The 17,993-nt window shown below is 35.6% G+C and carries 17 protein-coding genes and 1 riboswitch; of the genes, 3 read left to right on the forward strand and 14 right to left on the reverse strand.

What is annotated here, in order from left to right:
* Positions 1–55: 55 nt before the first annotated feature.
* Positions 56–973, reverse strand: a complete 918-nt coding sequence (locus tag ACTS4L_RS04335; RefSeq protein ID WP_440651743.1) for a LysR family transcriptional regulator — start codon at positions 971–973, stop codon at positions 56–58.
* A 277-nt stretch (positions 974–1,250) separates the two neighbouring features.
* On the opposite strand from ACTS4L_RS04335, the gene ACTS4L_RS04340 reads away from it, so the two are divergent.
* Both ACTS4L_RS04340 and ACTS4L_RS04345 read left to right on the forward strand, forming a co-directional pair.
* Positions 1,251–3,473, forward strand: a complete 2,223-nt coding sequence (locus ACTS4L_RS04340) for an NADH-quinone oxidoreductase subunit 5 family protein (protein ID WP_440615540.1) — start codon at positions 1,251–1,253, stop codon at positions 3,471–3,473.
* 11 nt (positions 3,474–3,484) lie between these two features.
* Positions 3,485–5,689 carry a putative inorganic carbon transporter subunit DabA gene (locus ACTS4L_RS04345; RefSeq protein WP_440615541.1) on the forward strand — a complete coding sequence of 735 codons (2,205 nt, stop codon included), beginning with the start codon at positions 3,485–3,487 and terminating at the stop codon, positions 5,687–5,689.
* A gap of 15 nt (positions 5,690–5,704) precedes the next feature.
* On the opposite strand, the gene mnhG is transcribed toward ACTS4L_RS04345, so the two are convergent.
* The 7 genes from mnhG to mbhE are packed head-to-tail and all read right to left on the reverse strand — an operon-like array spanning position 5,705 to position 11,025.
* Positions 5,705–6,001 (reverse strand): monovalent cation/H(+) antiporter subunit G, encoded by a 297-nt coding sequence (gene mnhG, locus ACTS4L_RS04350; RefSeq protein WP_440615542.1) that lies wholly within the window; start codon positions 5,999–6,001, stop codon positions 5,705–5,707.
* Complete coding sequence (locus ACTS4L_RS04355) at positions 6,001–6,273, reverse strand: monovalent cation/H+ antiporter complex subunit F (protein ID WP_440615543.1); 273 nt, start codon at positions 6,271–6,273, stop codon at positions 6,001–6,003. Before ACTS4L_RS04355 ends, mnhG begins: the two co-directional genes overlap by 1 nt.
* Positions 6,257–6,748, reverse strand: coding sequence for a Na+/H+ antiporter subunit E (locus ACTS4L_RS04360; protein ID WP_440615544.1), 492 nt, complete (start codon positions 6,746–6,748; stop codon positions 6,257–6,259). The genes ACTS4L_RS04355 and ACTS4L_RS04360 overlap by 17 nt, the downstream gene beginning before the upstream one ends.
* A gap of 6 nt (positions 6,749–6,754) precedes the next feature.
* Positions 6,755–8,230 carry a complex I subunit 5 family protein gene (locus ACTS4L_RS04365; protein ID WP_440615545.1) on the reverse strand — a complete coding sequence of 492 codons (1,476 nt, stop codon included), beginning with the start codon at positions 8,228–8,230 and terminating at the stop codon, positions 6,755–6,757.
* Positions 8,223–8,516: an NADH-quinone oxidoreductase subunit K gene (locus ACTS4L_RS04370; protein WP_440615546.1), complete on the reverse strand. Its 294-nt coding sequence runs from the start codon at positions 8,514–8,516 to the stop codon at positions 8,223–8,225. The genes ACTS4L_RS04365 and ACTS4L_RS04370 overlap by 8 nt, the downstream gene beginning before the upstream one ends.
* Complete coding sequence (locus ACTS4L_RS04375; protein ID WP_440615547.1) at positions 8,513–8,920, reverse strand: MnhB domain-containing protein; 408 nt, start codon at positions 8,918–8,920, stop codon at positions 8,513–8,515. Before ACTS4L_RS04375 ends, ACTS4L_RS04370 begins: the two co-directional genes overlap by 4 nt.
* Positions 8,920–11,025 (reverse strand): hydrogen gas-evolving membrane-bound hydrogenase subunit E, encoded by a 2,106-nt coding sequence (gene mbhE, locus ACTS4L_RS04380; RefSeq protein ID WP_440615548.1) that lies wholly within the window; start codon positions 11,023–11,025, stop codon positions 8,920–8,922. The genes ACTS4L_RS04375 and mbhE overlap by 1 nt, the downstream gene beginning before the upstream one ends.
* 391 nt (positions 11,026–11,416) lie before the next feature.
* On the opposite strand from mbhE, the gene ACTS4L_RS04385 reads away from it, so the two are divergent.
* Positions 11,417–12,361 carry a calcium/sodium antiporter gene (locus ACTS4L_RS04385; protein ID WP_440615549.1) on the forward strand — a complete coding sequence of 315 codons (945 nt, stop codon included), beginning with the start codon at positions 11,417–11,419 and terminating at the stop codon, positions 12,359–12,361.
* 51 nt (positions 12,362–12,412) lie between these two features.
* Here the strand turns inward: ACTS4L_RS04385 and ACTS4L_RS04390 are convergent, their stop codons facing one another.
* The 6 genes from ACTS4L_RS04390 to ACTS4L_RS04415 form a co-directional block, all read right to left on the reverse strand.
* Entirely contained in the window at positions 12,413–13,300 is an 888-nt protein-coding gene (locus tag ACTS4L_RS04390) for a universal stress protein (protein WP_440615550.1), read from the reverse strand.
* A gap of 96 nt (positions 13,301–13,396) precedes the next feature.
* A complete protein-coding gene (locus tag ACTS4L_RS04395) occupies positions 13,397–14,563 on the reverse strand; it encodes a cation:proton antiporter domain-containing protein (RefSeq protein ID WP_440615551.1) in 1,167 nt (388 codons plus the stop codon).
* A 114-nt stretch (positions 14,564–14,677) separates the two neighbouring features.
* Positions 14,678–15,817 (reverse strand): cation diffusion facilitator family transporter, encoded by a 1,140-nt coding sequence (locus ACTS4L_RS04400; protein WP_440615552.1) that lies wholly within the window; start codon positions 15,815–15,817, stop codon positions 14,678–14,680.
* Between the two features lie 97 nt (positions 15,818–15,914).
* A complete protein-coding gene (locus tag ACTS4L_RS04405) occupies positions 15,915–16,622 on the reverse strand; it encodes a PQ-loop repeat-containing protein (protein ID WP_440651745.1) in 708 nt (235 codons plus the stop codon).
* A riboswitch (TPP riboswitch) is annotated at positions 16,619–16,715 on the reverse strand. It overlaps the preceding gene by 4 nt.
* Positions 16,716–16,754: 39 nt before the next feature.
* Positions 16,755–17,039, reverse strand: a complete 285-nt coding sequence (locus tag ACTS4L_RS04410) for a chaperone modulator CbpM (RefSeq protein ID WP_440615554.1) — start codon at positions 17,037–17,039, stop codon at positions 16,755–16,757.
* A 2-nt stretch (positions 17,040–17,041) separates the two neighbouring features.
* Entirely contained in the window at positions 17,042–17,986 is a 945-nt protein-coding gene (locus tag ACTS4L_RS04415) for a DnaJ C-terminal domain-containing protein (RefSeq protein WP_440615555.1), read from the reverse strand.
* Positions 17,987–17,993: the final 7 nt, after the last annotated feature.

Genomic DNA, 17,993 nt, shown 5'->3' on the forward strand with positions numbered 1-17,993 from the left:
CTAATAAAAGTGCGTAACTTCAATTATTTTCTGCCCTTGGTATTGGATTCGCAATTTATTTTTGCCAATTGTAGTAATGGGCATCATTAGAATGTGTGTGAGCAAATGCTAGAAATTCTGTCATCAGTAACGATTGAACTTTAGGCTTATGTGCTACCCAATACCATTCGTGAAATAATGGGAACCCTTTAACAGATAAAGTTTCAATCAACCCCAGGTCTAATTCAAACTCTATACTTTGCATAGAAACAATGGAAATACCCATATCAGCCATAATGATTTGCTTAATAGATTCATTATTCCCCACTTCCATAACAATATTCGGTTTTATCTCATTTTCATCAAATAACTTTTGCATTACTATTCTTGTACCTGAACCTTCTTCACGTATCACCCAGTTCTGACTCGCTAACTCATCCAAGCACCAATTTTGTTTCTTTAACAAATCACTTTTAGACGACACAGCAACAACCAATTGATCTTCAAAAAAATCCTTGATTAACAATCCCTTGTCTTTAGGAGGTTGACTCATGATAACAAAGTCATCTAAATTTTCATTGAGTCTTTCTATTATTTCCTTTCGATTACAAACTTTGAGTTCAATGTCAAAATTTTCAGTGTGATTTTTTTTGAACGCACCTAACAATCTAGGGATGAAGTACTTTGCTGTCGATACGGCAGAGACTTTTAGTTTGCCACTGATTTGCCCATTAATATTTTTAATTTCAGTTTCTGTATTGACTAATGTTTCTTGTATTTGTGTTGCAGAATCATAAAGTTTTTGACCAGAAGGTGTTATGAACACTTTCTTACCAATTAACTCAATTAACTTACAACCATAATAATTTTCAAGTGCTTTCAAAATATTTGATACCGCTGGTTGAGTCATATGGAGTGCTTTTGCTGCAGCAGTAATACCTGATTTTTCAACGATTTTTTTGAATACTACTAATTGGTGAACTGATATCTTCATAATTAACCATCATTTTTTTATTATGTTTTACATAAAAATTTAGAATTTTACAAATGAATATTGTGTTTTATAATCCTACTTAAATTTAACAATAGGCGATCTTGTGAATAATAGTATCATTTCAGACTCCAGAGCAATCAATTTAACTCTAATTATAACAAAATACGCTAACAGCTTGCTCCTTATTATTGGTTCTCTCTTTGTGACCTAAAGATATATTAACTGCTCTCAAGTATGTTCAAGCAACTAAATTTTCTAAAAAAACAGGTCTAAAAATATGAATATCTTATTATTAACTCTTATCGCAGTGTCAAGCATTTTGAGCTTTAGTGCCAAAGGTGATCAAAAAAAATTTTTTTCACTTAGTAGGCTCATTTTACTAGCTGTATTTATTATTTCACTTTTTTTACTCATTAGCCCAGTAATATCGCTCGGCGCAACAACAATTAATGTTCTTAAATATGCATCGCTACAACTAGAAATCTCATTCAAACTAGACACTTTAGCTGCTTTAATGCTTTCTGTCGTCACTTTAATTAGCTTGATCATCTATCAATATGCTGTGCGTTATCTTGAAAGTGATTTAACCAGAGCACGATTTTTAGGTCAACTTGGATTAATTACCCTCAGTGTCAGTATTCTTGTGCTTGCTAATAACTTATTCACCGCTTTTATCGGCTGGCAGTTTATTGGACTGTCGCTTTACATTACCCTAAACCATTACCATTACGATGTCTTCGCAAACCGCTCAGCCAAGAAAAAATTCGTTATTAATCGTGTTGGTGATCTGTCTTTTTTAACTGCTGTTGTATTGTGCTACCAACTTTACGGTACATCTAGTTTTGATGTCATATTGAACCAAAGCAATAATGCACTTATCGGATTCTTAGTTTTTATTGCAATTATGACCAAGTCTGCACAATTCCCATTTCATATTTGGTTGCCCGATACAATGGAAGCACCAACACCGGTTTCTGCTTTAATGCATGCAGGAGTCATTAATGCAGGTGGATATCTACTTGCATGTCTAGCGCCAATGTATCTTGAAAATACTAGCTTATTACTATTTGTTTTCACTATCGGATTAATTACGGCAATTTTAGGAAGTTTGTTTGCATTTTCCCAATACGATACTAAGAAAAAACTAGCATATTCGACCATGTCTCAAATGGGCTATATGATTTTACAATGTGGAACAGGTGCATTTTTATCAGCAGTCTATCATTTAATTGCTCACGGCTTTTTTAAAGCCAGTTTATTTCTAAATGCAGGCAGTACACTCAAATTGAGCGAAGAACCTGAGAAGGAAAACACCTCATGCAGACCAATAGTAAGCATCATTTTATCGACAGTATATCTATATGTTGCCTATAGTATTCTAAAACTATTTACGATTGACTTTCCATTTGTTATTTGGGGTTTTATATTTATCACGCTGTTACAACTCAACTATAAAATATTCAGTGCCAAACACTCGGCTAGATCCATTTTTTTATCATCTGGCTTTGTGCTTATCACACTAATAATTTATACAATAATCATTAGTTCTTTGAACTTTCTAATTCCTAACCTTGAAAGTTCAAATAGTTATTTTCAAATATTTCAAGTGAATGTAGTATTTATAGCAGTATGCCTACAAATTTCAAGTTGGTTTATTCCATCCATCAAATCACCTACAAGCAACAATCAGCTGATAGAACAATTATTTATGCGCAAACTTTACATTGAAGAACTATATAGAGGGTCAGTATTACAGATTATTCGCCGACTTGGGGATTATTTTACCAGACGCAAGCTATCAACTAATAACACAAGTTACGCACATGCAATACTTATTATTAGTGTGTTAATATTTGCTTCAGGGTTATTTTTTTCATCAACAGGTCAAAATCAAACACAGATTGTTAATCTGATGGTCACTGGCGTATTCGCGTTAATTTTAATACTTACATCGATTTCGGCAAACAGAGCAAACACATTGCCTTGTATTTTTTACTGGCTAGGTATATTTGAATTGACATTTATTGGCTTAGCCCTTTTTACTGATAGTATTGCTATACAAAAAGTTGCATTATACCATTTGATAAATATATTGCCTTTAATGTTAATGACTTTTGCTTTAGCTAAAATGGCGTCACACCGTAAATCGGTTAAGGCTAACTTAAACAAACTAAGTTGGCATAAATTATATATAGGGATATTACTCATACTCATGCTTGGCGTCCCAGGAACAGCAACTTTTATTACTGAAATATACATATTAAACGGGTTAATTATTATGAATCCAATGTTAGGATTTATCTTCGCTCTAGGTGTTATTCTACTGAGTATCAGTATATTGCATTGTTTACAGCTGTATATATTTGATCGCAATGCGGTAACAAATCATAGTCCACAACCAAAACTCATCACACACATACTATGTTGGACCGTTATTTTATTAAATGTGTTTAGTGGATTTTTCCCGAACTTTATCCTCTCAATATTCAGTAATATTTAAGGCAATTAACTATGCAAAATACGATTAAAAACGCAATTTTTGAGGCATCTAAATACGTTTCTACCTATTGGCCACTACAGGCGTTTATTACAGTAAATCCTTTATGGGATATGACAGATAAACCATTTGCCACTGTGATAAAACAAATCAATGACCGCTCAGCAACTATGCCACACAATTTTTATCTTGAAAAGTATGCATCAGGTGAAATTAATGATGCTAATCTTAACAAATCATTAAAATTTCACGGTTTGCATAAAACCATCGAAGATGAGCAGCTGAAACAAAGCTTATTTAACGAAATAGCAGAAAACAATATCAACCTTAGATTATATGCTCAACAGGTTGAATCATTTAACTATTATCAACCGCTTACTTGGGTTCAGGAACAATGTAACCATTGGCTTTTACAGTATTTTGGTAGACTTGCTCAAAACAACATTAGTAAAACGAATCAACAAAGCTTAGAAAGTTTCTGGAAGGGATATGTTATAAATGAGCACAAAACCTTGGGGCAAATTTTTAATGCCAGCGTTAATACATTTGAACTGATTGAAGAAATGTTAACTGACATAGGCGTACCTGAGTCACAATTGACGACATATTTTAAAGAAATATTTTTTCAGCAATATGGATGGAGTAGTCTCATAAAATGGGTTCGCTCTCGCCCAGATAATCCTTGGCTAAACACCACAACTTCACTTGATTCAATTCTGTTAATGTGGGTAAGTTACGAGTGGATTATTTTTAAGAGCAATAAAAGTGTGTATAAGCAAACTGAAATGACTTCACATGAGGAATTACCAATATTAAGCATTTGGCAAAGTGCCTATGAATATAATCTACATAATCAATTACTACAAAAGCTCAAAGATAAGACTATTAATGAGAAAATCACAGATTCTCCACCCAGCGCCCAATGGGTGTTCTGTATTGATACCCGCTCTGAAGGAATAAGACGCCATATAGAATCACTTTCAAATCACCAAACCTTTGGTTTTGCAGGTTTTTTTGGTTTTGCTTTTAAATTTAAAGAGGGTAATAACAGCCGTTACCAATCACCTGCAATACTTGACCCATCAGAGGTTATCGCAGTTAAAAGGAGAAATAAGTCTTTAGCAATTTCAACTAAAGACTTAACCAACAAAGCCATTAATGACAGTAAAAATCATTTAAGCTCTCCTTTTGCCTTATTTGAGATAATGGGTATTTTCAAGCTTTTTAAACTGTTGAAAAAGACATTTATTCACACCTCTAAAGCAAGATATGCGCATCAATTATATGATGTTTCACAAATTGATGACGCTGTAGCAGCTAACTCTGCACTAGGTTTCTTAAAAACCATTGGATTAACAGATGATTTTGCAAGTGAAGTCATTATCTGTAGCCATCAATCTGTTAGCGATAATAACCCTTATGCTGCTGCTTTAGATTGTGGTGCTTGCGGCGGTAATTCTGGTATACCTAATGCCATTATTGCCGTTGAATTGCTAAATAAAAAAGCAGTTCGTAAAAAATTAGCAGAAAATGGCATTGTGATTCCTGATAACACAAAATTCTTTGCTGCTTGTCATTTTACCACCTATGACAATATTACCTTTTTAAATGATCAACCGAGTGACCAAACAATAGAAGTTGCTAAAGCTGCATCTCAACAATTAAGAATTGAGAAATCACGAGGTCTGATTTATCAAGAAAATGCTGACATGTTACGCAAAGAAAGTGACTGGGCTGACCTTATTCCAGAAACAGGTCTTGCCAATAATTATGCGCTTATTATTGGTCCAAGAAAATTAAGTAAACATGCTAATCTTGAAAGACGCACTTTTCTACATTCTTATGAGCCAGAAAATGACCCAACAGGAGAGATATTGACTGGGATTATTGCTGCTCCAGTAATTGTTGCCCATTGGATTAATAGCCAATATTATTTTTCTACCGTCAACCAACAACAATTTGGTGCTGGTAATAAAGCCATTCATAATGTCATACCTGGCATTGGTGTCATGGAAGGTAACCTGAGCGATTTAAAAATTGGTTTACCACAACAAAGTATTAGCTATCAACAGCAATTTATCCATGAGCCCAGGAAGTTATTAGTGGTTATTTATGGTAACAAATCAATAATACAAAATACGGTTGCACAAAATGAAAAAGTGAGCCAGTTAATTTCCGGTGGGTGGTTGACGCTTGAAGTTATAGATATAAGTACATAATATTGAAAAAAACTCTCACGTATCCTGCTTCTTATTCAAATATAAGTAAGTCTTAGCAATTATATGTCCGCTAATAGGGTTGGTAATCCCAATGAACAAAATTAATAGGATCACTTCAGTGATAATATGCATATCTCTTGCATAGAGTGCTACACCCAACAAAACCAAACCACTTCCTAAAGTGCCTGCCTTAGTTGCAGCATGCATCTTTAAATAAAGGTCTTGAAAACGATACAAGCCAATGGCTGCAATTACAATAAATAATGCGCCTAAAAATATACTTAGGCCGCCAATCAATGCTAACATATTCATTATACCCTCTTGTTTGTAAGTAATTGACAATAAGCGACAGTGCTTAAAAACATGATTAAGGACAGAGCAATACAAATATCAAGCAACAAATAAAAATCTATTTTCAAAGCCCACAAACCAACACCGCCTATAAATAGGTTAACTAGCATTTCCAGACATATGAGCTTAACAAAAACACAACGATCCTTTAACACAGTCGCTAAGACGAGAATAAAAGCTATCGCTAAAAATATTACACTGATCGCGTTTAAAGTATTAATCAGTAACTGCATATCTAAACACCTTCATAACTTTTGGTTCCAGTTGTTGCTTTATAAACTTTCTTACCTCTTCAGGCTGTTGACCAAACATCACATGAAGCTTCAATTGATGCTTATTCTTAGTAATATCAATTGATAAAGTCCCTGGTGTTAATGAAATTAGATTTGCCAACAGCGTAACCTCAATATCTAGCTGACAATCTAAATCAATATCTATGATAATAGGCGTATGATATTTCTTAGGTGTGATAACATCCCAAGCGACTATAATGCTTGATTTAAACAGCTCTTTTATACAAAAAAATAGCAGTAATAATAATGCCCATAAGCGAATTTGATAACTTATGTCATCATGCTTTGGAATGACAAAATGGCATATCAAAGCAACAACAAAACCTAATAAGATATTCAAAGGCATGAAGTTATTACTAAACCCACACCAAATAAATGTCAAAAAAATAATCATCAAGGTATCATTTCTCATCATCATTCTCTACCTGTAAAGATCAAGCGGTTGAATATGTGTTAGTTGCGAGGCGATTGGTGTTAACAATTGCAACAGGCTATCTGGAAAAAGTCCAATGATAAGCATGATCACAAACAATGGCAAAATAGCCAGATTCAAACTCAATGAGAAAGGAATGACTTTTTGTGGCTTAGACTGTGGCAATTTTGGTGTTTGTGAAAAAACATAACGCCATATTTTGATCATTGAATACAGCGTTAACAAACTAACAATTATGGCAATCGCCGCACTGATATAAAAACCGTGAATAATCGCAACTTTCAACAAAATAAACTTAGCCCAAAAACCAGATAGTGGTGGGAAGCCAGCTAACGACATTGCGGCAATGAAAAAAACAAATGCCAGCCATTTGTGATGTTTAAGCATACTTCCTAGCTTCTTGAAGTCATCTGTGCCAATGTGCTGCTGAATAATTCCTGCAATCATGAACAAAATTGTTTTTACCAGTATATTGTGCACAATGAAGTAAATTGCAGCAATCACCGCCATAGGAAAAGGTAATACAATTGCCAATACAATGTAACCAATTTGACTAATAATATGAAAGGCTAAGATATCCTTAAATCGAAATTGACTAGCTGCCCCAATCACACCAAAAAACATGGTTGCTAAAGCAACACAAAGCAGACTATTTAAAAAGAATTTGTGCTGCAATATTGGCCATAGCCAAACGAATCTTAATAGAATGATCATAACTACCTTTGTCACCAAGGAAGATAATAACATTGTTGAACTAACACTGGTTTTTGGATAGGATCTCGGTAGCCAAAAATACAAAGGAAATAGAGCCCCCTTGACGCCAAGGGAAAAGATAAACAAACAAAGTATCGGCAGTATGCGTGATGTATCTTGTGTTAAATAATGAGAAATTTCATCATAGCTTAACGCCCCATTCAGCCCATAAATCAAAGCAATAGATAATAACATCAACAAAGTTCCAACAATATTCATCATCGCATAATTAAACAGGGCATGAAGTTTAGGATGGCGCGTAGTGCTTAATAAGATCAAGGAACTAACTAAAATCACTTCAAACCACACATACAGGTTGAAGATATCACGCGTCAACAACGCACCGGATATCCCTAATAATAACAGCCAAAATCCCGCATAAAATATTGGGCGTTTAGCACTTAATATGTCTTTATCCGAGTAACTATAAAAGTTGATGCAAAAAGCGACCACAGCAAATATAGCAAGCATAAAGCTACTGAGTTTATCAACAACGATCGTAATCCCAAAAGGTGGCGCCCAATCACCTAGTCTTATGAAAATTGACTGTTTTAATTGCAAGAGTAGCAATACACTAACAACCAGCCATAAGAATACTAAGCAAAGTTGTAATCGATTGCTAAAGCGAGTATGTGCTTTGGCAATCATAAGATGAATAAAAGCGCCAAATAACGGAATGACAATAACACTTGAAGTAAGATACTCAATCATCTTGCTTGTCCATAATTGACTTTATTAATGCGCATAAAAATGCTAACAAGCCAAAACCAATGACAATAGCCGTTAAAACAAGTGCCTGCGTTAAAGGGTTTGACAGAGCATGCTGCTTGTCGATAATAAAAGCAGGCATTGTATTACCAAGTCTGCCACAAATCAAAATAATAATATTGATCGTGCTACCTAAAAGAATGATGCCAAATACACGCCGAATAATATTTCTGTCCAACAATAAATAGATACTTATGCTAATCAGTACACCACAGGCAAAAACAATCATATTTCTTTCCCCTCTAAGTTAATAATTAACCATGATAAGCTGCCTGTAATTGTAAAATAAACACCCAAATCAAAGATCAATGGAGAACCTAATTTAATCTCACTGCCGAACACCGACCAAGTTAACCATAATCCAGTGAGCATGGGTTTACCAAAAAATAGTGGCAAACAAATACTTAACAGCAAAAAAAACAATCCTAAAGTCATTAATTTACTTGTCCAATGCCTAAGACCATCGACACTGATCTCATGCGCTAATGCATATAGCGTGATCGCCAAACTGGCACAAAGAGCACCAATAAAGCCGCCTCCAGGATAATTATGCCCTCTTAAGACCAGAAGTACAGAAAGAAGCAACATAATCTGTGTAAGCAATCGTGTCGTTGTTTTAAGTAAAATAGACATCACACATTTTTTTCCTTTTTACACAATGATTTCATAGTGATAATGGGATAAACAGCCAAAGCTGTGCCTAAAATAACAATCACCTCACCAAAGGTATCAAATGCTCTGAAATCAACCAAAATAACATTAACGACATTGCGCCCATAAGCAGCAATAGAACTGTTCTCGATAAAGAAATCACTCAGCTTTGTATTCATTGGCATATTGGTTACTATCAATAACATCGCTGTAATCATCGCACCAAAAATAATTGCAATTGTAGCATTAATTATTTTGCTTCTACTTGTCGTTTTGAGTGTCGGTAACGTCGATTTACGCAGGGCGATTGCTAAAATAATGGTACTTAATATCTCAACCAATAATTGTGTCATTGCTAGATCAGGCGCTCCTTGCAATACAAAAAACGCACTAATTGCAAATCCTAGTAAAGCAAAGCCAATCATATTGATCACTATTTTGCGACTTACAAGAAAACTTACCACAATAGCAATTAACAATAAACTAACGGTATCATTAATACCAATACTAAATGATCCAATGATACTCGTGCTTAAAGGTTTGAATATCACCCAAAAAGCAATAAGCAACCACAGGATCAAGCTTGAAAGTATGATCACTAATTGCTGTGATAATGGTTGTCTTTGGGTTAAATAAGTAATAATGCGTCCAAGGTAAAGAAACCGCTCAAAAAGATATTCAAATAATTGATTGAAATTAATATGAAAGCGTAGTTGTGGTAGATGATCTTTGAGTGCTTTGACCAAAATAAAAATAACCATTCCGCCAACCACTGTCATTAAAGTCAATAACGTTGCCATCTGTGAATATATGGGTTCCAAGGCAAAACGATTACCAACGATACTGTCGATGGCATTGGCTATAACATGATCTAAATAATAGCCCAAGCCACTGAGCGCGACAATAAACAAACTCAACACCAAGGCATAACCAATACCTGTTGCATTTGCGTTATCTGGGTATACGTTTGAGCGCCCTTTGAATAAATAAAATAGGCATTTAAAACTCGTTGCCGCAATCAACATACTACTGAGTATACTTAAAAACATAAGCAGATAAGATACTGAGCCTGAAGCTAATTTCGCCTCATAAATCATTTCTTTAACAACAAAGCCGAAAAATGGTGGTAGGCCTGACATCGCTGAAAAACAGATAATAGCGACCAATGCGCCCAATATCCAGTTTTTTGCAATGCCTCTTAAACTATAAATATCACGTGTGTGATAACGCTTATCAATGGCACCAACTAGCATAAAAGCCGATGCCTTGTATACGCCATGAAAAATCAAAAAAATGATAAATGCTTCAATAGCTTGCCATTTAGGACTTGCCAAAAGATAAACCATAGAACCTAACGCAAAAAGAGTTGTATAGGCTAAAATAGCTTTTAAATCTTTTTGAAATAGACTTAGTATTGCCGCTAAAGTCATGGTGCTCATACCAAAAAAAGCTAATACAGGATACCAATAATCAAAGGAACTAAACAAAGGGTGAAAGCGTGCTAACAGATAAATACCTGCATTGACCATTGTTGCTGAATGCAAATAAGCACTTACTGGTGTTGGTGCTTTCATTGCTTGTGGCAGCCAGAAATGAAAAGGAAATTGAGCTGATTTTGTCACCACACCGAGCATGATTAATATAAAGACACTTAACAGCGAGCCTCTATTATTGAGATAAACGGCATTTTGTAGTGACCAATTGCCTGTTTTCTGATACAAGAGAATGAAACCTGCAAGCATCACGAGTCCACCTAACACTGAAATAAACATGGCATTGAATGCTGCTTGATTAGCACTTGCATCTGTTGTATTAAACTGTATCAACAGATAGGAGCTTATAGTGGTCAACTCCCAAGCAAGAAATAGTACGATCATATCGTCAGTAACAACCATGGCTAACATACTGATGGCAAAGATTTGCAACAGTGATAATAATTTAGCTTTTTTAAAACGATTTGACTGCATGTAATTTGCAGCATATAAAAAAACGCAAATACCGATCCCGCTAATGAGCATAACAAAAACATTGCTTAATCCATCACAATGCCAACTAAATGATATATCAAGAAGCTTTGACCAGTGCATACTGTGAAAGCTAAAAGGTTCGATAATTTTTAGTGACCATAAAAAAGTCAATAACCAGTATATCGACTGGATTAATCGCCACCATTTATTCGGTTGTATATACAATGGTAGCGCCAAAAGGAAACCAAAAAGTAAGAAAAGTGTAAAATCCATTTTGTTTTATATTGTATAAATCATCAGCTTAGTAATTTACTATATCCGTATCTGTAAAACATGCAAATAAAAAATACGGATAACATCCAATTTATAAATATGAAGATACTTTTTCTTTACGTCATATGTCAAAATATCAAAAACATGTTCACACAAAATCGGCTATATTCTTCTATGAATTTTCCATAAATCATAGATACTATCAATAATAAAAATACTAACTGATAGAGCTAAATATATGCTATTAAGTAGTCTGACTGTCGTTATCAGTTTGATAGTAGTTATCTATAGCGCCGAGAGACTCGTGCATCACGCTGCTGAAATTGCAAACTATTTCAAGGTATCACCATTGATTATTGGGATGGTTATCTTAGGTTTTGGTACATCAAGTCCTGAAATAGTGATTGCCATTGTTGCTTCTTTAAATGATCAAAGCACATTAGCAATTGGTAATGCGATTGGTTCTAATATTGCTAACATTGGTTTAATTCTAGGATGCGTACTATTGCTTAAACCAATTAAAGCACCTGAAGAAAATACTTTTTTACACGAGTCAGTGACTTTATTAATCATTACGCTCTTTTTATCGATGATGACTTATAATTTATATTTATCGAGATTTGACGGTATCATGCTTTTGATGATTCTACTGTTATTATTTGGTATAAAAATATTTAACAAAAAACACCTATCTGATGACACAGTAACAGCAAAAACACATCATACCACCCACCCCTTAAAATCAGGCTTATGGGTTATTTTTAGTTTACTATTGCTTATTATTGGCTCAAAACTACTTGTGTTTGCGGCAACTAATGTGGGTAAATTTCTGGGAATGTCGGATTTTATTATTGGACTTATTATTGTAGCAATTGGGACATCAATACCTGAGCTAGCTGCCTCTGTTGCTGCAGTTTTCAAAAACCAAGGCGGTCTTGCTATTGGCAATGTCATTGGTTCTAATATATTTAACACACTTGCTGTAACTGGTGTTGCAACGATTATTACTCCCACTGCAGTAAGTCGTACGATCATTTATCGAGATCTCTCTTATATGGGCTTATTGACTGCTTTTTTAACTTACCTACTTCTTATGAGAAAAGGTAAACTAATAACGCGAGCATATGGTGCTGCTCTGATTATATCTTATGTCATTTATATCTGCGTGACTGGCTTATTATAGTGACTAGCAGACAACGAAAACTTTATAGAAAATATTGGGAGGGGGATGTAACTATTTAGTACGAACTAAAGGTGACACAAAACCGTCTGGTTTTATCGCCATAATAGAGCACTCAAGTTGATTAATTATGGCTTCAGCAGTATTACCCATAACAAAACCATGAGGCCCACTGCGCGCTAGAGTCCCCATAATAACCAGATCAATCTTATGCTCAACGGTAAATTCACTAATTGCTTTGACAGGCTCACCATAAATTAAGTGCGTTTGGCAATTAGTCAACCTGTCTGCAAATTCCTGTTGTAACGTTTGATATGCTTTTGCTACTTCGACTTTTTTATTCATTTTAAGCTGATTAATGACATGCTCTGGCGTACGAATAAAGGGACTTTTAAGTGTGCTTTCTTCGGGCAAATTCCACGCACAAACCATATGACATTCAGCCATTTCATATCGAGCAAAGGAAGTACCAATTTCTATTAACTTAGTATTTAAGGTTTTTTTGTTAACATCCTCAGCACATGGGTCAACACAAATAAGAATACGTTTGTAGTGGTTTCCTTGAATGGGTCTCGTAACCCATATAGGGCAAGGCGCTTTGCGCATTAAAGACATAGATAAAGAGCCGAAAAAGAATCGCTTCATTCCTTTAGCGTTATCAGCAGCTAATATCGCTAAATCTATTTTATTGGCATGGCAGTAGGTTGTGATTTCAACCACAGGATGTCCTGTCAAAAAAACCATATCATACTTAACCAATAATTGTTGTTTTAATGTATTATCAATATGCTTTTGATCTGAATCAGAGAGTTTGCTTCGATGAGCACAGATGACGATTAAATTAGCATCATTAGTCGTTGTAATTGATGCGGCATATTCAATGGTCTGGGCATTATTTTGATCTAATTGTAATATTAGGGCAATTTTATTGAATCGTTGCATAGTTATTTTGTATCCTTACGATTAAGATGAGTAGCTTCGAGTATAGCCGAGCTTATCTCATTTTTCTATTTCCTTAGCTAATAAATAATGACCGTATCAATCTCTTCTTAAGCGATCTGAAACAGCAATCGGACTTGGGTAACTTAAAACGACAATATAAGACGATACAATAAAGCTTAAAATAGCCACCGCTTCGACGATAATCTCAGAGCTTACGGTGGCAATGCCAGCGGTATTTGCTAATGCGATTAACATCAATGAGAACTCACTACCCTGCCCTAAACGCATACCAATCTCAAAAGACTCTTTTGGCGTTTCACGCACTAACCATAGCGTGGCAAAGTGAACGACAGGCTTTAGCACTAGGATTAAAATAGTTAACGCTAACACAACGCCCCATACCGAAGGCAACATTCCAATTTGAAAGCCTGCGCCAACGGAAAAGAAGAATAATATCAAAAAGAAATCACGCAGTGGTTTGAGGTTCTCATAAATATATTTAGCAATTGGTGAACTTGCAACGGTGACACCTGCAATAAAAGCACCGATTTCATTGGATAGTCCAAAAACAATCGCTAACTGCGCCATACCAAGACACCAACCAATCGATAATAGGAATATATACTCTTGGAAGCGGCTAAACTTTCTAAACAGTTTAAAGAGAAAATAACGTTGTGCTAAAAAGCCAACACCACCTAAAACCGGTAGTGCCAGTATTAATTTAACTAATGAAAACAAATGGAAGCTTTCGGTTTGTGATGACCATAAGCTTATAAAGGTGAGCATTAAAATCGCAATTAAATCCTGTATTAATAAAATAGCAATCACTAACTCACCAATACGCTTATGATGTAACGCCGTTGTTGGTAAAAGCTTCAAAGAGATAATCGTACTTGAGAAGATTAATGCAGCCCCAATAATAAACCCTTGTGCGCCAATACCAAAAAAATGACAAATCAGTACAGTAGCGGCAATAAACACCACACTACTGGTGATGCAAACAAACATCGCCTTACCGAGCATTTTTATCATGCTTTTGATTTCTAAATTGAGCCCCAATAAGAACAGCAGAAACATAATGCCAATATCCGATATCTCATGTACCGTTGTGGTATCAGCAATAAACCCTAAACAATGCGGACCAACGATAACACCCAAAGCAATATAAGCAACAATGATAGCCTGTCGTGTATAAAGTGCTAGTGTCGCAAAGACTGAAGCCCCAAAAAACACTAAAAAGAACACAAATACCAAGCTATGCATACCCACATCATCCTTATTTTTTACTCATTATATTGAGAAACCTGATAAATAAAAAATAGCGATTGATCTAAAGCAATTACGCACACACTTTAGTGCATATACGCATCTCTATTATTAATTACTACCAAACAGCTTCACATTAGTTGATCCAACACCATTGATCTGGAAACGCTCCACATCAATTAACTGCAATATTTCCAGCTCCTTAGCCGGCGCCAGTAAGTATAACTCAATCCGTTTAGGATAGTAATAAACAAACATCTCAATTTGACATAAATCAACGTTTTGATGCTTTTCGTCAATATAAGTTGCTAATTGTTGCAAGATCTCTTTACGCGCTGGCGGCATATCTTGAGGGTTAACAATTTCCTCAGGGTGCTCAGCAACATCGACATGGACTGTAATATCTTTAATATTGTCAATTGCTAAGGTCAGAGCACCGCGAACATGTTCCGCAATATAATGCCCTTCTGATGCCGTGATATGCGAATCAACCAAAATATGCACATCAAGTACCACTTGTCCTGCCATTTGACGCGTGCGTAAGCAGTGATGATGTTTAACACCATCAACATTTCTAATAATCTCTTCAATTTGATGCAATAATTCATCATCCACACCGGTATCTACCAACTCAGATAGTGCTTTATAACACCACTTAACACCCATCTTACCAATCATAATAGATACGACAATTGCTGCTAATGCATCCATCCACATCAAACCAAGCATACTACCAATTAAGCCAATAAGTACGACAACAGATGACCACATATCTGATCGACTATGCCAAGCATTAGCACGTAAAAGATCAGAATCAATGCGATTAGCTGTGATCATCGTATAACGAAAAAGTCCTTCATTGGCTAAAATCGAGAAAATAGCAGCATAAATGGTCCATTGATCGGGAATCACTAATTCTCCCGTAAACCAATTAGCTAACGCATGATAAGTAATGAGTAATGCCACCAGGATTAAAATGATTGATAAGATAACGGTTGCTAAAGTCTCAATGCGCTCATGTCCATACGGGTGATTGCTATCAGCGCCTTTATTGGCATGTTTTGCGGCAAACAATACCATAATATCACTTAATAAATCCGAAAATGAATGCACGCCATCGGCGAATAATGCAGGCGAGCCACCGACTAGACCAATCAACATTTTTAATAGCGCCAGAATGGTATTAACAAACATCCCAACAATGGTGACTTTTTTACTTGCTTGATAGCGTTCTAATTCAGAAACAGCCATATTTAAACTATCTTATGCTAGATCAATTGATAGTGCCTAGCATACTGAAGTTTCTTGATTTGTATATCAAAATTATTGATATAGCACCAATTTAGTACTAATCAATAATCATTCTCAGACGTTGGTAGTAATAGTATTGCCCAACCATAATAAATAGTAAGCTTAAAATCACAATAGGACTGATAATACTCGGCAGTGGCCAACCAAAGCTTAATGCAGATATTTCATCACAAACCAGTGCTAACACGTTTAATACTAGAAAAATTAAGCTAAACCCTGTGGCATTTTTCTCTTTGATATTTTTTATAATTTGCGGCAGCCAATAAACCGCATAGCAAAACATACTGATAAAGCCGATGTTTTCTAACATTGTATTGTTTAAGTTATGTAAACTGACCAAAGCAATACCAACAGCAATAATAAGCAAGCATATAATATGAAAGTTATAATTTTTAGCGTTTATATTTGCTCCTTGATTTGAATGTTTGCTATCACGGTATATTTGCCACTGTTGGAATAACAAACATGCCAAAGTCAACATCGTGACGGCACGGTATTGCCATTGCAAATCAAAACCAAAACCATAAATCAGATCCAAAACATTAGCAACAACCATCAACAAATGCGTGCCATGACTAATATGTCCTGCTTGGTGTTTTAATTGGTTATGAATAATCTGTGGCAAAAAATAAATGCAATAAATAACAAATGATATGTTAATGCTAATATGACCGATCACGCTTTGATTTCCCCCTTGGCTTGGCTTTACATATGCACAGGAAGATAGAAAAATAATGCACGACACACACTTTAGCAACTTCCTACGCTAGGATTAACTAGTTCAGGTACAAAGGGTTAGGTAAAACCTTCTCAGCAAAATGCACCCCTGTTGTTGGCATCATTCTAGTATGTATTTTTGACCTAAACAAGCCTGAGATTAGCTTATATTTACAGAAACAACCGCCTCTAGTTCTTTTATTTTTTCTCTTAAACTTAAAATAATTGAAATGCCCGATGGATTAACACCTAAATCACGCATTAAACGCATCGCTGATTTAGCGCGTGCAATATCATATGCTGAAACATAATAACTATCCGCTTGCAATTTAGCACTTACCACATCATGCTCAATCCATTCGATAATAATAGTTTGTGGCACACATAACATTTCGGATAACTCAACAATGCTAATATAGTCACTTTTTATAATCATCTCCGTCATCTTTATGCTCCTAATAGATCTTTACGCGGATCAAACGCCATCTCAGTGGCCATGTTTTGATAAAATGCTTTTTGTGCTGCTGATACCGCAGGCGGCAATATAACATCTAGCACCACATAAAAATCACCACCTGCCAAGCCTTTACCTTTTAAGCGCATTTTTTTACCACTTTGGGTATGCTCTGGCACCTTAAGCTTTATCTGACCATGTGGTGTTGGTAAATTAATCTCAGCACCTAACGCCGCCTCCCAAGGCGCTATGGGGATATGACTATAAATATCATTACCAACTACTTTGTATTGTTTATCAGACTGAACAATGATCTCAAGATATAAATTACCACTTAAGCCACCGCCAACACCTGCTTCTCCTTGGCCTTTTAGACGGATTTGTTGATGATTGCCAACGGCTTTAGGAATTTTAACTTTTAGACGTTTCGTTTTCTCAACAACTAGCCCCTTTTCATTAACTGCCTGATAAGCAAAATGCAGCTCACGCTCAACACCTGCTAAAGCATCGTTTACGCTAATTTCAACCTTGGTATGCAAATCCTGACCGTTCATTGCAAAACCTTGTTTACGCCCTTGACGCTGGTTATGCTGTTGGCGGAAAAATTCACCAAAGATATTCTCATAACCACTAAAATCACCTTCTTGGTAAAAGTGTTGTTGGCGATTGCCATGCCCTTGATGCGTATTTCTGCCTTGATGAAAGTCGCCGGCTTTAGCATGCTGCCAATTAGCGCCATATTGATCGTATAGCTTGCGCTTTTCACTATCTTTCAGTACTTCATAAGCATCTTGCACTTCTTTGAATTTCTCTTCGGCATTGGCTTCTGTACTGACATCAGGATGATACTTTTTAGCTAAACGACGATAGGCTTTTTTAATCTCAGCATCGGTGGCTGTTTTGGCTACACCTAACAGCTGATAGTAATCTTTTTCCATAGATCAA

This window comes from Cysteiniphilum sp. 19S12-1, from assembly GCF_052030685.1.
Lineage (GTDB): Bacteria > Pseudomonadota > Gammaproteobacteria > Francisellales > Francisellaceae > Caedibacter.

Bases quoted from the DNA above. Each gene is read 5' to 3' on its own strand.
- mnhG (WP_440615542.1), bottom strand. From the start codon at position 6,001: ATGAATATGTTAGCATTGATTGGCGGCCTAAGTATATTTTTAGGCGCA.
- ACTS4L_RS04340 (WP_440615540.1), top strand. From the start codon at position 1,251: ATGAATATCTTATTATTAACTCTTATCGCAGTGTCAAGCATTTTGAGC.
- ACTS4L_RS04335 (WP_440651743.1), bottom strand. From the start codon at position 973: ATGAAGATATCAGTTCACCAATTAGTAGTATTCAAAAAAATCGTTGAA.
- ACTS4L_RS04415 (WP_440615555.1), bottom strand. From the start codon at position 17,986: ATGGAAAAAGATTACTATCAGCTGTTAGGTGTAGCCAAAACAGCCACC.
- ACTS4L_RS04345 (WP_440615541.1), top strand. From the start codon at position 3,485: ATGCAAAATACGATTAAAAACGCAATTTTTGAGGCATCTAAATACGTT.
- ACTS4L_RS04370 (WP_440615546.1), bottom strand. From the start codon at position 8,516: ATGATTGTTTTTGCCTGTGGTGTACTGATTAGCATAAGTATCTATTTA.
- ACTS4L_RS04375 (WP_440615547.1), bottom strand. From the start codon at position 8,920: ATGTCTATTTTACTTAAAACAACGACACGATTGCTTACACAGATTATG.
- mbhE (WP_440615548.1), bottom strand. From the start codon at position 11,025: ATGCACTGGTCAAAGCTTCTTGATATATCATTTAGTTGGCATTGTGAT.
- ACTS4L_RS04410 (WP_440615554.1), bottom strand. From the start codon at position 17,039: ATGACGGAGATGATTATAAAAAGTGACTATATTAGCATTGTTGAGTTA.
- ACTS4L_RS04390 (WP_440615550.1), bottom strand. From the start codon at position 13,300: ATGCAACGATTCAATAAAATTGCCCTAATATTACAATTAGATCAAAAT.
- ACTS4L_RS04365 (WP_440615545.1), bottom strand. From the start codon at position 8,230: ATGATTGAGTATCTTACTTCAAGTGTTATTGTCATTCCGTTATTTGGC.
- ACTS4L_RS04360 (WP_440615544.1), bottom strand. From the start codon at position 6,748: ATGATGAGAAATGATACCTTGATGATTATTTTTTTGACATTTATTTGG.
- ACTS4L_RS04395 (WP_440615551.1), bottom strand. From the start codon at position 14,563: ATGCATAGCTTGGTATTTGTGTTCTTTTTAGTGTTTTTTGGGGCTTCA.
- ACTS4L_RS04385 (WP_440615549.1), top strand. From the start codon at position 11,417: ATGCTATTAAGTAGTCTGACTGTCGTTATCAGTTTGATAGTAGTTATC.
- ACTS4L_RS04355 (WP_440615543.1), bottom strand. From the start codon at position 6,273: ATGCAGTTACTGATTAATACTTTAAACGCGATCAGTGTAATATTTTTA.
- ACTS4L_RS04400 (WP_440615552.1), bottom strand. From the start codon at position 15,817: ATGGCTGTTTCTGAATTAGAACGCTATCAAGCAAGTAAAAAAGTCACC.